This window comes from Nostoc sp. UHCC 0870 (genome assembly GCF_022063185.1).
Lineage (GTDB): Bacteria > Cyanobacteriota > Cyanobacteriia > Cyanobacteriales > Nostocaceae > Trichormus.
The window spans coordinates 154,224-167,660 of the sequence record NZ_CP091913.1; the positions used below are offsets into that span (position 1 = coordinate 154,224).

Below are 13,437 nucleotides of genomic sequence, written 5' to 3' on the forward strand. Positions count from 1 at the left end.
GAGACTGTTGTTCTTAGGCATCAATACCAGGGTCAGCGTAGGTATCGCCAGATGTCCAAATACAATAATCATTAAATAATATGTTTAAAAATAACTTTGAGTAAATCCCCTTCCATAATAGGTTTAATTAAGTGACCATTAGCACCGACCATTTTAGCTTTAACTTTATCAATTAGCCCAGCTTTAGCTGTCATCATAATCACAGGTGTCTGCTTGAAATAAGTATGCTTACGCAGTAAAGAACATAATTCATAGCCATCTAAATTAGGTATATCAACATCTAAGAAAATGATGTCTGGCTTTGTATGCAGAATTTCCATTAAAGCTTTTAAAGCATCCGTCACGCCAATAACAGAAAATATTTGTTCATCTAAAAAATTCTTTATACTATTTAATACAATTGGATTGTCATCAATACAAAATATTTTATAGACTTTTCTATCAGCAGCAGTTGATGACATCTGCTGATAGCCATGATTAGTATTTACATAGGGAGAGGTGTAACGTTTAGCCTCTATATTTGGTAATCTTGGCTCAGTTTTTGGTTTGGGATAGGTATGATAATTTTGTCTGCTATTAGCTGTAGACTGCATATTTTCTTTGTAAGCTGATGTTTCGTGATGATCTGCGTCTTTTGTAAATCCTTCGTAAACATTGCCCCGTTGTTGACATTGTTCTACTAATAGACGCAGATTCAAATAACAAAACTTAGGTAAGTCATCTAAAAAACTTTCGGGAATAAACTCGTAACTCCCTTCTTCTAAAACTAAAAATGTCTGTAAAACTTCTAAAGCCAAATGTTCTATTAATATGGCTGCTTGAGAAGGACTGATATATTTCTGATTGACTAACCAACAAATAGCTAGATAATCTGGGTTTGGTATTGATTGATTTTCAATGCCAGTCTCAAATATAGCCTGTAGTTGTTGATTGATTTCTCTAGGTAGGGTTGTAATTTCCTGACTTAAACTCTGCAAATGTCGGTAAAGTGGCTCAAACATTCTTTCTGAGTAGCAAGCGTAAATTACTTTACCCTCCTCGACATATATTGACCAAGCACCCGATGTGCTAAATACTTGCAAACAGCCAGTTACAGTCTTACCAGTGATTTTTTTTAATAGTGAAAGTGGTTGTAGTTTCTGGAAAAATCTGTATCGACTAATAGGCAGTGTTTTCATGGGTGGCACTCAGGGATAAATTTAATATATAAATATGAATGAACAGGAAATTTTTTAGAATTTTCAGCTATCTTGTTATAACTGTGATGGACTACGGTGGGCGGGGATATTACCTAAGTTTATTGGCAGGTAAAATTTGAGTCAGTACATTTATTTGCAGCTCACAAATTCCTAACTTGGATGAGCCACTCAGCACTAACCCTAATAAATGCAATTCACCCTGAAAGCAATTGCACCACTATATTAAACAGCAAAATATTCACTGATTACCAGGAAGAATTTTCCCAAAAGTCAGCAATTTTTTCTGTATCTTTCGTTAATCTAACTAATCTAACAGTACAGCAATTCCTGAAATTAGAGATATTGGCTCAAACCCATCAGTAGCAAAAAGCTCGTTTTCTTTATCAATACGTAAGTATATATGCCCTACAATAGAGACTTGTAAGGATTAATCTCAAAATAGATAGTGGTTTAAAATACTCAGCAAACTTATGACTTGCACAAATTTGATATGCAATTTGCTAGTTTGACTATATATAGGAATCAGTTTTGATTTTTGTTCGGCTAAGTAGAAAGACTTGAAAAAACCAAACTATGTTAAATAATGTAAAAGAATAGGATTGAGTTCTTAGTAATGACTTTAGTCCTTACTACAAACCTTTAATTATTTACGCCGTTCTACTTAGCCATAATTATTTGCGTAGTCTGTGGAGAGCCATTTATGACATACTGAGAACTAGCTCAAAAGATAGAATAAACACAAGTTCAATTGAAATAAGAACATCAACGCGCTGAACAAGCACAAACCCAACTAGAAGCACTCCGTATTTTAGTACAAGCTCAGGGAATTAATCCTGACGAACTTTAAACAATCAAAAGTAAAAAGATAAAAAGCAAAATATTGTTTTTATTTTTGAGTCTTACCTTTTTACTTATCCCAGAATTAAAACTTAATGGTTAACAATTTTTTTTTACAAGTTGAAGAAGATAACGCACGTCTAGATCGTTACCTCGCTGAAGAGTTACCTGATTTATCTCGTTCTCGGATGCAGCAGTTAATTGAACAAGGGAAGGTGCAAATCAATGGTAAAGTCTGCACATCTAAAAAGATAAATGTAAAAGTAGGCGATCGCATCATTCTAGAAATTCCCGAAGCGCAACCATTAGAACTCAAAGCCGAAAATATCCCCCTAGATATTCTCTACGAGGATGAACAGTTACTGATTCTCAACAAACAAGCCGGTTTAGTGGTTCATCCTGCACCTGGTCATCCTGATGGCACACTAGTTAATGCTTTGTTAGCGCATTGTCCCAATTTACCAGGTATTGGGGGTGTGCAACGACCGGGGATTGTCCATCGTTTAGATAAAGATACAACAGGAGCGATCGCGATCGCCAAAACCGACATTGCCTATCAACACCTACAAGCACAACTCCAAGCCAAAACCGCACAGCGAGAATATTTAGGTGTAGTTTATGGTGCGCCAAAAACTACCAGTGGAACGATAAATTTACCCATCGGTCGCCATCGCCAAGACCGCAAGAAAATGGCTGTTGTCCCCGTAGAAGAAGGCGGAAGAATAGCTATCACCCATTGGCAAGTACAAGAGCGTATCAGCAACTACACATTAATTCATTTTCAACTAGAAACCGGACGCACACACCAAATTCGTGTTCACAGTGCCAATATGGGTCATCCTATTGTTGGCGACCCCCTCTATGCTTCCGGTCGTTCTATAGGTGTAAATTTACCAGGTCAAGCACTCCACGCTTGGCGGCTAAAGTTACAGCATCCCATATCTGAGAACTGGATTGAAGTCACAGCACCACCGCCACAAAGCTTTACAACTCTCTTAGATGTTCTCCGTCGCAGAAGTTCTATTTATTCTTAAATTGAAACTCTTGGAATCAGCAACACATTCTTTTCCAGTCCCCAATCCCCAGTCCCCAGTCCCCAGTCCCCTACATTATGCGTAATCGCTTTGAGTCCGCTATATTGTAGATATTTAGATTTTCCTGATACCGAAAAATGCCAGCAAGGTTGCAAATAAAAGCTGAAGATTGCTCCCCTTTAGGACAATTCATTCTTCAATACTTGGAAGAACAGGGTATCAGTATGAACCGTCTGGCGGATATGTCTGGAGTTCCTCAACCTCGATTAAGAGGTGCTTGCTTTAAGGGAACTTGTCCTACACCTGAAACGTTGAGGAAACTAGCTAGAGTGATGGGGAAACATCACCTAGAACTTTATACCTTAGCCTATGAAGCAAGAATTGAGAAACTGCCAGAAGATGCAGATGATACTTCCTTCGATATATTAATTCGGGATCTGTTTGAAACTGCCAGAGAAATGGGATTAACCGTGCCAAAAGTCCGTCCTTCTAAAGCCAAAATCCGCAAAGCTCTTCTAGAACTAGGATTTCGCACTGAAAATGATGAATGCGCCTGACTATAATGAATCTTAAGAATTCCATCAAAAAAAATATTAGAAAGATGAAAAGTGCTGAGTTGAAAGACCACCTGCTTTCTTTAAGGTGATAAACCTTTCACCGCTCAATGAAATACTCAAACTTACTGAGTGCTTTTGCACTCAGCACTCAGAACTCAGAACTCAGCACTCAGAACTCAGCACTCAGAACTCAGCACTCAGCACTCTTTTCAGCTTATTTGCGATAAGGAACTGATTTCTCAATATCAATATTCATGACTGAGAGTTGCTGAGGTGTATTACCTTTTGCATTGATACTCTGAGCCATTTGCAGGAACAGAGCCGGACTACCTGCTTTAGGCTGTCTGTCTGGAGCAGTATAGCTGCGAACAGTGGTTTGCCACAGGATTTGAGGGAAGCCAAACTTACCACGATAGTATTCATCGTAGCGGGGAGATTTGATGTTGAAAGGCCGTTCACCCTCTGTCCGACCAGGAAGTACCCGACGACGTTGGTAAGGTACTATGTCGTATCCAAAAGCTCCTAGATACTCATCAGTATTGAGTAGGTCATCGATAAAGCCTTTGATACCCTTTGTCGCCACCACAATTGACCAAGCAAGCTTTTCTCGGTTATCGTAAACGTCACGACCGAGAACACGCTGTACGGTCTGCTCAACAAAACGATAGTTATTGTTGAGGTCGTAGAAGCTACGTTTGTAGGTATTAGATAGCAACAATCCGCGAATAAAATCACGGACAGTGATCTGACCACTGCGGAGTTGTGACTCTAGGAAACGCTCACGATCAGCAGCAAAGGCATGGAAGAAAATCTGACGATAGGCGGATTCAATCAGAATGTCTAAATCTGTTGCAGAAAGCAGGTTGTCTGTAGAGTAGATCCGGGGTTGCTCATCTCCAGGAACCTCATAACCTGCTACCCTCTGGTTTTGAGAAACGGGTGCATATTCTAAAAGAGGAATTGCCACGACTACAAAATCTCCCTTTCCTTAATGAAATCTTACAAATTTCTCATAATCATAAAGGAGAAGGGGTGTCATTATTCGATTTAGTTTGATAAACATTACATAACTTAATTGAAGTGAATAGGTAAAGCTCAAGAAGATCACCATCAATCACAAGGTTATTAATAAAATTTATTAAGAAATTTTTCTCCCTGTAATTAAACTACTGTGTACATACACGGCTAAAAATACTACCCCCATTGTTGTCAAAGTGACATTTTTACGCTGAACTTGATGAGTGTGATGTAGATCATTCAGTCGAGAAATAAGAATACCCTCATGCTCTTCTATATGCTCTCGGTAAATAAAAATCAGCAACCTTTATCTTTTGTAGGCTCTTATGTTGGCAAAGGTATTGAGACTACTACTTTTTTTACTTTTATCAGAGTCATAAAAAAGCATTAAATTACTGTCCTTCCCCAATCATGAGTTCTGCCTCTATGTTCAACCTAAATCGTCGTCAGTTTTTATTGCGGAGTACTCTCGCCATCGCTGCAACTGTAACCTACGATCAAGTACAAGCCCAAAAACCAACTTCCCCCGGTGCTTTACCCAAAGGATTACCGCATCGAAAGGTACTCATTGTCGGTGCAGGTATTTCCGGTTTAGTGGCAGCCTATGAATTAACAGCAGTTGGTCATGATGTCACCATTTTAGAAGCAAGGAAACGTGTCGGCGGTAGAGTGTTAACCCGGCGAGGGGTCTTCCAAGGAGAGGATTTAGTAGAACTTGGAGCAGCTAGAATCCCACCAAATCATGATTTAACCCTTGGTTATATCAAACATTTTGGTTTAAGACTTTCACAGTTTGCGCCGACAGTTGGGAAATATCTCACAATGAAGGACGAAAAACGTCAATTAGTCGAGGGGAAAGAACTATTTCCAAATCGACCAGAAATGCGTGCGGAAGCAATTCAAAAACTGACGGATGGATTTGATCTACTTCCCCAAGCATTTGCCCAAGCATTGACTGAAAAAATTAAACTTGATGATTCTGTTACTCGTATTGTACAAACATCTAATGGTGTTGAAGTTTGGTGTTTGTCAGGGCAACGATATCTTGGTGATTGTGTATTGTGTTCTGTCCCGTTAACCGTCTTAAATCAGATTACTTTTTCACCTGACCTATCTCCAGCAAAAAAACAGGCGGCGGCAGGAGGATATAACTATCGAGCCGCAACCCGTTGCTTTGTTAAATTCCCTCATCGTTTCTGGGAAAAGGATAACTTAAATGGGTGGGGATTTTTTGACGATGAAGAACTGTGGCATACTACTTGGGATAGACCTGAAAAAACAGGTATTCTTCATGCTTATTTAAAAGGAGAAAAAGCTCTGAAGATCGATGATTTTGAGGGGGAAACTCAGCAGACAAAATTACTCCAGCATTGGGAGAAGATTCTGCCTGGAGTAACTAATTACTCTGTCCAATCGCATTTTCATTCATGGACAAAAGATATCTGGTCAAAAGGAGGCTGGGCCTATCCAACAGATGAACAGGAGAAGGAACTATTTTTAGAATTAGGGAAGTCGCAAGGAAAGATTTATTTCGCTGGAGAGCATACTTCCAAGACTAGAGGCTGGCTTCAAGGAGCATTAGAATCTGGACTTAAGTCCGCTAAAGAAATTCACTTTGCTGGCTCTACCGTTCCCTTGATAAAAAGGTGACATTTCATACAGTGGGATTTGTCAGTCAGAGAGTGGCGTTGTCCTTCCTGCAATAGCATGAACGGAAGAGACGACAACGCCGCACGGAATATTCAAATGCTTGGAGCATCAACTATTGGGTTAGGCAATGTAAGTCGGTGTGAAACTATGATTGCTGTTTGAGTCTTAGAATCCTTGCACTTCTAAGCGGAGTGGATGTCAAAGCATCTAGCCCCAGAATAAGTAGTTGACTTCTGAAAACAGGACGAAGACGATCGCTAGCACTATGAGCAACCCTATCAGACTAAAGCTAGTAGTCCAGTCAGCACGCTTGATGAAGATATAGAGACTAAACCGCTCAAATTCGTCAAACATTCCCGTGGGAATGGGACGGATGGGACGGCTAGGAAGGGGTAACTGGTTGCGGTAATCTTCACCATAACGCGCCATGCGTGCAAAGGGTAGTTCACCTTGAGCGCGTTGAGGTAAGATACGGCGACGTTGATAAGGAACAGTTTCATACCCAAAGTTACTCAGGTATTCTTCTGTATTGATTAAATTATCAATAAAGCCTTGTAGTCCTTTAGTCGCTAGCACAATCGACCAGGAAAGTTTTTCGCGATCGCTATACACATTACGACCCAGAAGCCTCTGGACGCAAATCTCAACAAACCGATAGTTATTGTTACTGTCGTAGGTGAGTCGTCGAAAGGAATCGGATATTACCAATCCTCGAATGAAATCTCTAACCGTGATTTGACCAGCCCGTAACTGAGACTCCAAAAATCGCTGGCGATTGCTGGATAACATTTGTTGCTCGTTAAAAATTTGGCGATAGGCTGCCATGATTAACATATCCATATCCGATGCAGCGAGGAGGTTATCAGTTGTGTAAATTCTGGGCTGCTCATCACCCGGAATCTCAAACCCCTCTACTCGATGATTTTGAGATAAAGGTGCATAATCTAACAGAGGAATTGACATAAAGGTTCTCCCAAGTCAGCTTGTCAATCAAAATTGTTGATCAAATTTTGTGAGAAAACTGCCGTATTTAAGCCAATTATTGTTTTAAGTCATAGTGAGAAGTGTGCAAATTGGCGGAATGCGTAAGCCTGTCCGTAGGCTATGAGTGAATTTTTAAGTCAACAATTTTGCCTTTTCCAAGAGAAGTAATAATTTAAATTTTTGCTACTGGCCATATAGATAGCAATAATGGCACTGAGAACGACCATGATCAAACTCCCTACGATGAGGACAGTTGAGAGCTTTGATCTGAGTAAAAGAACCATTGTTACTAGAATGACAACCAGTAAACTACAGATACCCATCATGAGCCATTTTGCCCATTTCCGACCCTGTAGAACAAAGTACATCACTACAATTGTTACTAAAATACGACCAATAGCCCATCTATCCCGCGCAAGGATCACTAGCGTCGCATCTAGTATACAAAGCACCACAAACATAGCAAGTAATTTGTTTCGAGCTTTTAAGGCAGATTGATCGATTTGGGGCATGGTTTTTGTGAATGAATTACTTTACGAGTGTGATGTGTAAAGCCCCCATTTTGAAAACGGGGGAGGAGGTCAAGCTTGACCATCAAATCTGGTGCGAAAGCCACCGTATTTCAGCCAATATTGTTTTAAATTGTGGCAGGGTGTATGTAAACTAGCTTTTGCCTGATAAAGAATTACTTGACGATGATCACCCATCCAGATTTTGTCAATTTGGTCAACGGAAATAACTGTGCCTCCCAATGCGGTAATGCACTGAGAAAAGCGATCCACCGCGCTATAATCTACGGTTTCAAAAATAAAGAAATTACCTGAACAAATTAAATGCCGGCTGCGAATCCAGCACTGCATTTTTTTCTGCGCTTCTGGTGGCAGCATATTCGCTTTAGTGGATTCCAGTTTAGGCAGGGAAAGATCATAGGATATTTGGGACTTCATCAGCGAAACTCTCCCGTTTTTTAAACCGCAGTGGTCCAAACGTAGATCCCCAAACCTGCTGATGTGTATTTACATCCATGCCTTTGTCGAGGCTCACCCAGGTTGTTTCTGTGATTTCTACATAACTATCTAGATAAGTCTGGCAACCGTTCTTCTCAATTAAACACAGGTTTCCTGGTTCAACAGCACCTTGAAATCTGTCCCCATCTCGTTTAAAAATCATTGAGCAGTTATATCGACGCTCAATACAGTCTGGGGTAATTGTTTTGAGAAGGCTTAACTCACGAGCTGCACCAGCATAGAAAAGTGCATTTTTTAAGCTGTAGTTTTCGATATAAATCTGATCGCCCTGATCGACTAAGCGATGTACTCCCTGTCGATAAGGTCGCCACAAATCATAGTCATAAACTTGTTCTGAATAAAGCCCAATTCCAGAGAAGAAATCAAAGGGTAATGGCCGAAAAAAAAACGTGGATATGGGCGTAATCTTTAGAATTTTCAAATGCCTGTTGATAATTACTAAAATCCCCTGCCATCCAACGAGCTAAGGTAACTAAATTATTCGGTGTAGTTTCGCAGATATGCGCTGGTGAAGAAGTCATAAGTAGATGAGCATAAATAAACAATACAAAATTTGTTATTGATCAATGACTAATGAACAATGGCATGACCAAACTAACGTGGTCAGTTCCTACTTAGACTGCACGCTCTGAAGTTGTATATATATGATTAGAAATCCCTCTGCCTGTATTTTCGGATCTGGTTTAACTCTGAATACCTTGGCGGATTTCCGAGGAAAAGGAGGCGGTGACAACTCCTGTGCCGGCACTGGTTTTGATTAGAGAAACCCGACAACGAACATTAGGGTTAACAAACCAGATTTTCTCTTCGGCGGCGGCGCGATCGTAGGCGGTAATCAGTACGAATGTACCGTCTTCCGTCAAGTAATAGTCACCAGCCGCCGCGATCATTTCGGCATACCCTTGATCACGCAGGAGTTTGCCACGTTGGGGATGAGTTGGATCAGGAACGGGAACTAAGATACAACTGCCTTTGATTTCGTTGTCATCCCAGTCTGATTGACCTTCCCAACTCATCCGAAATGGGGAAACTACTGTATGAGGATCAGTGTTATAGCTTTTACATAGGTCAATCACTGCCGGGTCATCATCTGGGAGAGAGATAATATCAATCTCAGACTGTACGGCTTCAAAATGACTGAACGCTAAATGATGTGCGCTACGCTGCGATCGCCAACGCCCAATAGAATTGGCAACAAACTCCGTAATATCCATTGAATGTTGAGTGTTGAATTTTGAATTTTGAGTGTGAACAATCACAATCAATCAATGATAATAATGGAATATTTTTTACTTGTAAGTCCCTTATTAACTCTTGACTTGTTAGCGATCGCGCTTAGTCTGGGTGCAAAGTGCGATCGCAAAGATTAGCGTTAAGCTATTTCAGTGATACTGATAATTTTGCCGCCAGTCTTCTGGATGTTCTGAATTTTCTGGGACAGCTGGTTGTATCCTACTTGAAAGGTTGCCATGCTTTTCGTCACCCGAAGACCAAAATTAGCTTTGGAAATAGCCACACGGAATCGCTTACCCGTATTACTAGAAGCACCAGAACCGCTAGATGGGGAAACAATCTTGGTCGGTAAGTTACCACCAATGTCACTAATTAATTTTGCTGATTTACCCACATCATTGGCAGCAAACCCGCGCATTAAGGCAAAGGTGCGGTTGAAACCGACATTCTTAACCCCAGTTTGGGTACGATTACCACGGGTAGAGGGTACAATATTCTCACCAAAATTGAGGACATATTCATCACTATCAAGGTATGAATTGATTTCAGCTTCATAGCCTTGTGTGTTGTAAATTTGTACGTGTTCGGCAATTTCAGTCTGATCCTGCGGAGCGCGACCAAGTAGATGCTTAAAATTTAATTCAACAAAGCGGTAGGGAGAGGAAGTTTCAAAAAATAGCGATCGGTATAGATCAGATTGGGCTACAGCTCTAACGAAACCAGTAACAGTGATGTCACCGTTACGTAATTGAGATTCTGCGCTGGTTAGCCGTTGACTGTCAAATACATGAGCATTACCCAGAACCTGCCGATACACTGCTCGGATTATGGTTTGCAAATCATCTTCCGTAGCGTTGGGGCGTAATTCAACGGACTCGGCTTCTATCCAAAGTGCCATATCAATGCCTCCTAAATTTAGGATTGTCGTGTAATTTTTTGAAAAATTGAAAATTAAAAAGGTAAATCATTTTGGGTGGGCATTACCCACCCTGTTAACTCAAAACTCAAAACTCAGAACTCAGCACTCAAAACTCATTACTCATTACTCATTACTCAGCACTCATTATGCAATTTCAGTAATGCTGACGATTTTGCCAGAAGTACGATTAATTCGCTGGATTTGCGGGGTCATTTTACTAGCTGGGACAATGTACTCAGTGGTACTAATGCGCCGAGGGCTATCGAATTTTGAACCCGTCACCACGATTTTGAACCGTTTTTCTGTGCCAGAACCAATGACAGTTGCCGAAGAGGCTTTAATTACATTGGTACTGTTGGTAGCAACTGCATAGACCAATTGGGCAGATTTAACTGAGCTATCAATCTGGGCGGGGCCACGATCAATAGCAAACATCCGGTTGTAGCCGATCTGCTTGGAGTTAGCTTCGCTGCTTCTACCGCGATAGTAGGGTACTACGTTTTCGCCAAAGGCTGTTTGATATTCGCTACTATCGATGTAGGAGTCAATTTCAGCATCGTAGCCCTCGGCTACAGTGCGAACAATATGCTCGGAAACTTCTCTTTGATCCTGGGGTGCGCGACCAAGTAAGTGTAAAAAGTTCAGTTCTACAAATCTGTAAGGAGCGCAGGACTCGAAGTAGCGGCTACGATAAAACTCAGACTTAGCAACGGTGCGGACAAATTCCCGCACAGTGATGGCGCGATCGCACAATTGTGATTCTGCTGTCACCAACCGCTCACTTTCCATGACATGAGGGTTGCCTAAGACTTGTTTGTAAACTGCACGGATGATAGTTTGAACTTCCTCTAAGCTACCATTAGGCCACAGTTCAAGAATTGTCTGGGATGCCATTGGAATCTATCTCCTCAATTTTTGTAAGTTTGCAGCTGATTTATACAGCAGTAATACTGGCAATCACACCGCCCTGCTGGTGAATTCGCTGATACTCTTGAGAGAGCTTATCGTATGACACCAGAAAGACTTGGTTGGCGCGGCGAAACTTGGAAATATTATTGAAGGTTTTAGCGCGATAACCTGTGACTTCAATGCGGTAAACTTTACCACCAGCACTAGCATCAACTCCATGACGAGTACGAGAACCAGTAGGAGGTGTAGAGAATGCTGCCCCATCACTAGCAGGTGAAATCACTGCTGTGGGTGTACCTTGAATCACCAAGGCATTGAGTTTGGGAGTTTTACCAGACAAGTCACCCTTCAGGCTGCTGCTAGAAGCACCCCGCACCAACTGGAAGGTGTGGGTAAACTGCACCATACTAGTGCAGGCTTCTGTTTTGTAGCCACGGATATAGGGAACAATATTCTCCCCAAAGGTATTTTGATACTCATCACTATCCAGATAAGAATCGATATCGGCTTCAAATCCTTGAGTATCAAGAATAGTGCTGTGTGACCGCATTTCTTCCAAATCCAGTGGTGGACGACCCAACAGATGGCGGAAGTTGAGTTCAATTGCCCGGTAACGCGCGCAACTGGTAAAAAAGCGAGAACAATAGAGGTCAGATTTAGCCACTGCTCGGACAAACTCGCGGACGCTCAATGCACCCAACTTAAACTGGGATTCGGGAACAACGAGCCGCTCACTTTCCATTACGTAGGCATTGCCCAACACTTGCCGATACACTGCCAGAATAATTATTTCTGCCTCTTCTTGTGAGCGACCGGATACCCACTCAATGGGAGGGGTTTCATCAAATAGGCTGACTCCCAGGCGTGAAGCTGGTCCAAATGGCATTAATTCTATCTCCTGTTAACGAAAGAGTTTAAGAAAATTGTTTCAAGATGTAAATAAATTTCAGATTGCTCACCCAGGCAAATTAGATTACCGGATTGATTCCTTTGAACCCAAATTGCCAGCTTCCATCAGAATTTACATTCTGATTTCCTAGATGCTCAAGCTTTTTAGGCGTTTTATACGCTTTGTTATGATCAATTTTCTTATGAGCGCGCCACGGTGAGCGTCAAGATTTGTAAATCTTGATAAAATGAAGACAATTTGCACTCATTTTGCACAAACGATTCTGATGTTCCCGCTTATGGAAAGACCTTAAGACTCGCTGGTACTTATACTAAAAAGCAGATCACAGTAGCATTAGCAAGCATTAGGTAGCAAGAATTTCCCGCCAAGCTTACCCTTGGCGAGAGAACGTCAATTAATTGATGAATTACGAATTACGAATTACGTTAGCGTAGCGGGGCGTTAGCCCATTACGAATTATTTCTCTTCCCTGAGTTCAACCTTAAATACACTGTCGGGGGGTTTTTGGGCAATGGTAGCATCCCAAGCGATCGCCTGTAAAAATGCTGCACCAGAGTAAGTCTCTACCACATCTACCCCCCAGTCTCCTGGTTGCAGAGCATCAGGTGAATCACTAGTAGGCGGAGTGGTTTTAATACCACCCAAAACCAGAATTTCTGGGATAGTATCTGCATTTAATTGTTGCGATGGGCTATGCTCCACCGTAGGCGATCGCCGTTTTTCTGCTAAGGCTTGAGCGCACATTTTTCCGACTTGTTGCGGCGAAAATTCATTGGTAGGAAATAAAATTTCCACAGTCCAATGGGGATGATTCACCAGTCTACATTGTAGGTGTTCATAGGCACTTAAGCCCACTTGAAACACTTGTGCAAATTCTTCTCGACTGAGAGCTGGTACGATGTCACCAGAAATATCAAAGTTGTGAGCGAGCAGCATCCGCCCTAAAATTTCAGTATTCAAAATAGCCAAATTTTTTTATATAAGTTTGTAGGTTTTATTCTATATTTATTTGGCGATCGCAAAATCTACTGGAATTGACGAATTGTAGCTTTTATCACTGCGTTGTCGGGAAGTTGTTAGACTGTGCTGGTATGTCCAACTACATCTGTGATGCTGCTACGCTGCTGGTGCAGACTTGTACAAAATGTTAAATTTTCCAA

General features: G+C 41.3%; 14 protein-coding genes and 1 pseudogene. 4 read left to right on the forward strand and 11 right to left on the reverse strand.

Annotated features, from left to right (window positions below; all coding sequences use genetic code 11):
- Positions 1-71 precede the first annotated feature (71 nt).
- Complete coding sequence (locus L6494_RS00675) at positions 72-1,178, reverse strand: response regulator (RefSeq protein WP_237990974.1); 1,107 nt, start codon at positions 1,176-1,178, stop codon at positions 72-74.
- A gap of 953 nt (positions 1,179-2,131) precedes the next feature.
- Here L6494_RS00675 and L6494_RS00680 point away from each other — a divergent pair.
- Both L6494_RS00680 and L6494_RS00685 read left to right on the forward strand, forming a co-directional pair.
- The gene (locus L6494_RS00680) at positions 2,132-3,070 is read left to right on the forward strand and encodes an RluA family pseudouridine synthase (RefSeq protein ID WP_237990975.1); all 939 of its coding nucleotides are present in this window, start codon (positions 2,132-2,134) and stop codon (positions 3,068-3,070) included.
- A gap of 137 nt (positions 3,071-3,207) precedes the next feature.
- On the forward strand, positions 3,208-3,627 hold the full coding sequence (locus L6494_RS00685) for a helix-turn-helix domain-containing protein (protein ID WP_237990976.1): 420 nt from the start codon (positions 3,208-3,210) through the stop codon (positions 3,625-3,627).
- Positions 3,628-3,841: 214 nt separating this feature from the next.
- Here L6494_RS00685 and L6494_RS00690 read toward each other — a convergent pair whose 3' ends face one another.
- On the reverse strand, positions 3,842-4,594 hold the full coding sequence (locus L6494_RS00690) for a phycobilisome rod-core linker polypeptide (protein WP_237990977.1): 753 nt from the start codon (positions 4,592-4,594) through the stop codon (positions 3,842-3,844).
- 476 nt (positions 4,595-5,070) lie between these two features.
- Here L6494_RS00690 and L6494_RS00695 point away from each other — a divergent pair, with 476 nt between their 5' ends.
- Positions 5,071-6,294, forward strand: coding sequence for a flavin monoamine oxidase family protein (locus L6494_RS00695; RefSeq protein ID WP_237990978.1), 1,224 nt, complete (start codon positions 5,071-5,073; stop codon positions 6,292-6,294).
- A 15-nt stretch (positions 6,295-6,309) separates the two neighbouring features.
- Positions 6,310-6,456: pseudogene (locus L6494_RS00700) on the forward strand (RNA-guided endonuclease TnpB family protein); the annotation flags it as partial.
- A 45-nt stretch (positions 6,457-6,501) separates the two neighbouring features.
- On the opposite strand, the gene L6494_RS00705 reads toward L6494_RS00700, so the two are convergent.
- From L6494_RS00705 to L6494_RS00740, 9 genes are all read right to left on the reverse strand, one after another.
- A complete protein-coding gene (locus L6494_RS00705) occupies positions 6,502-7,257 on the reverse strand; it encodes a phycobilisome rod-core linker polypeptide (RefSeq protein WP_237990979.1) in 756 nt (251 codons plus the stop codon).
- Between the two features lie 602 nt (positions 7,258-7,859).
- A complete protein-coding gene (locus L6494_RS00710) occupies positions 7,860-8,225 on the reverse strand; it encodes a CpeR family transcriptional regulator (protein ID WP_442946975.1) in 366 nt (121 codons plus the stop codon).
- Positions 8,203-8,727, reverse strand: a complete 525-nt coding sequence (locus tag L6494_RS00715) for a chromophore lyase CpcT/CpeT (protein WP_237990980.1) — start codon at positions 8,725-8,727, stop codon at positions 8,203-8,205. Before L6494_RS00715 ends, L6494_RS00710 begins: the two co-directional genes overlap by 23 nt.
- A complete protein-coding gene (locus L6494_RS31065; protein WP_442946976.1) occupies positions 8,669-8,827 on the reverse strand; it encodes a CpcT/CpeT family chromophore lyase in 159 nt (52 codons plus the stop codon). The genes L6494_RS00715 and L6494_RS31065 overlap by 59 nt, the downstream gene beginning before the upstream one ends.
- 162 nt (positions 8,828-8,989) lie before the next feature.
- Complete coding sequence (locus L6494_RS00720; protein ID WP_237990981.1) at positions 8,990-9,520, reverse strand: phycobiliprotein lyase; 531 nt, start codon at positions 9,518-9,520, stop codon at positions 8,990-8,992.
- Between the two features lie 158 nt (positions 9,521-9,678).
- Positions 9,679-10,437, reverse strand: a complete 759-nt coding sequence (locus tag L6494_RS00725) for a phycobilisome rod-core linker polypeptide (protein WP_237990982.1) — start codon at positions 10,435-10,437, stop codon at positions 9,679-9,681.
- A gap of 165 nt (positions 10,438-10,602) precedes the next feature.
- Entirely contained in the window at positions 10,603-11,352 is a 750-nt protein-coding gene (locus L6494_RS00730; protein ID WP_237990983.1) for a phycobilisome rod-core linker polypeptide, read from the reverse strand.
- A gap of 40 nt (positions 11,353-11,392) precedes the next feature.
- Positions 11,393-12,253, reverse strand: a complete 861-nt coding sequence (locus tag L6494_RS00735) for a phycobilisome linker polypeptide (protein ID WP_237990984.1) — start codon at positions 12,251-12,253, stop codon at positions 11,393-11,395.
- Positions 12,254-12,733: 480 nt separating this feature from the next.
- Entirely contained in the window at positions 12,734-13,237 is a 504-nt protein-coding gene (locus L6494_RS00740) for a DUF2656 domain-containing protein (RefSeq protein ID WP_237990985.1), read from the reverse strand.
- Positions 13,238-13,437 lie beyond the last annotated feature (200 nt).

What these genes read in the sequence shown, in the direction of transcription:
- L6494_RS00675 (WP_237990974.1), bottom strand. Translation starts at nt 1,178, where the DNA reads ATGAAAACACTGCCTATTAGTCGATACAGATTTTTCCAGAAACTACAA.
- L6494_RS00680 (WP_237990975.1), top strand. Translation starts at nt 2,132, where the DNA reads ATGGTTAACAATTTTTTTTTACAAGTTGAAGAAGATAACGCACGTCTA.
- L6494_RS00685 (WP_237990976.1), top strand. Translation starts at nt 3,208, where the DNA reads ATGCCAGCAAGGTTGCAAATAAAAGCTGAAGATTGCTCCCCTTTAGGA.
- L6494_RS00695 (WP_237990978.1), top strand. Translation starts at nt 5,071, where the DNA reads ATGTTCAACCTAAATCGTCGTCAGTTTTTATTGCGGAGTACTCTCGCC.
- L6494_RS00705 (WP_237990979.1), bottom strand. Translation starts at nt 7,257, where the DNA reads ATGTCAATTCCTCTGTTAGATTATGCACCTTTATCTCAAAATCATCGA.
- L6494_RS00710 (WP_442946975.1), bottom strand. Translation starts at nt 8,225, where the DNA reads ATGAAGTCCCAAATATCCTATGATCTTTCCCTGCCTAAACTGGAATCC.
- L6494_RS31065 (WP_442946976.1), bottom strand. Translation starts at nt 8,827, where the DNA reads ATGACTTCTTCACCAGCGCATATCTGCGAAACTACACCGAATAATTTA.
- L6494_RS00720 (WP_237990981.1), bottom strand. Translation starts at nt 9,520, where the DNA reads ATGGATATTACGGAGTTTGTTGCCAATTCTATTGGGCGTTGGCGATCG.
- L6494_RS00725 (WP_237990982.1), bottom strand. Translation starts at nt 10,437, where the DNA reads ATGGCACTTTGGATAGAAGCCGAGTCCGTTGAATTACGCCCCAACGCT.
- L6494_RS00730 (WP_237990983.1), bottom strand. Translation starts at nt 11,352, where the DNA reads ATGGCATCCCAGACAATTCTTGAACTGTGGCCTAATGGTAGCTTAGAG.
- L6494_RS00735 (WP_237990984.1), bottom strand. Translation starts at nt 12,253, where the DNA reads ATGCCATTTGGACCAGCTTCACGCCTGGGAGTCAGCCTATTTGATGAA.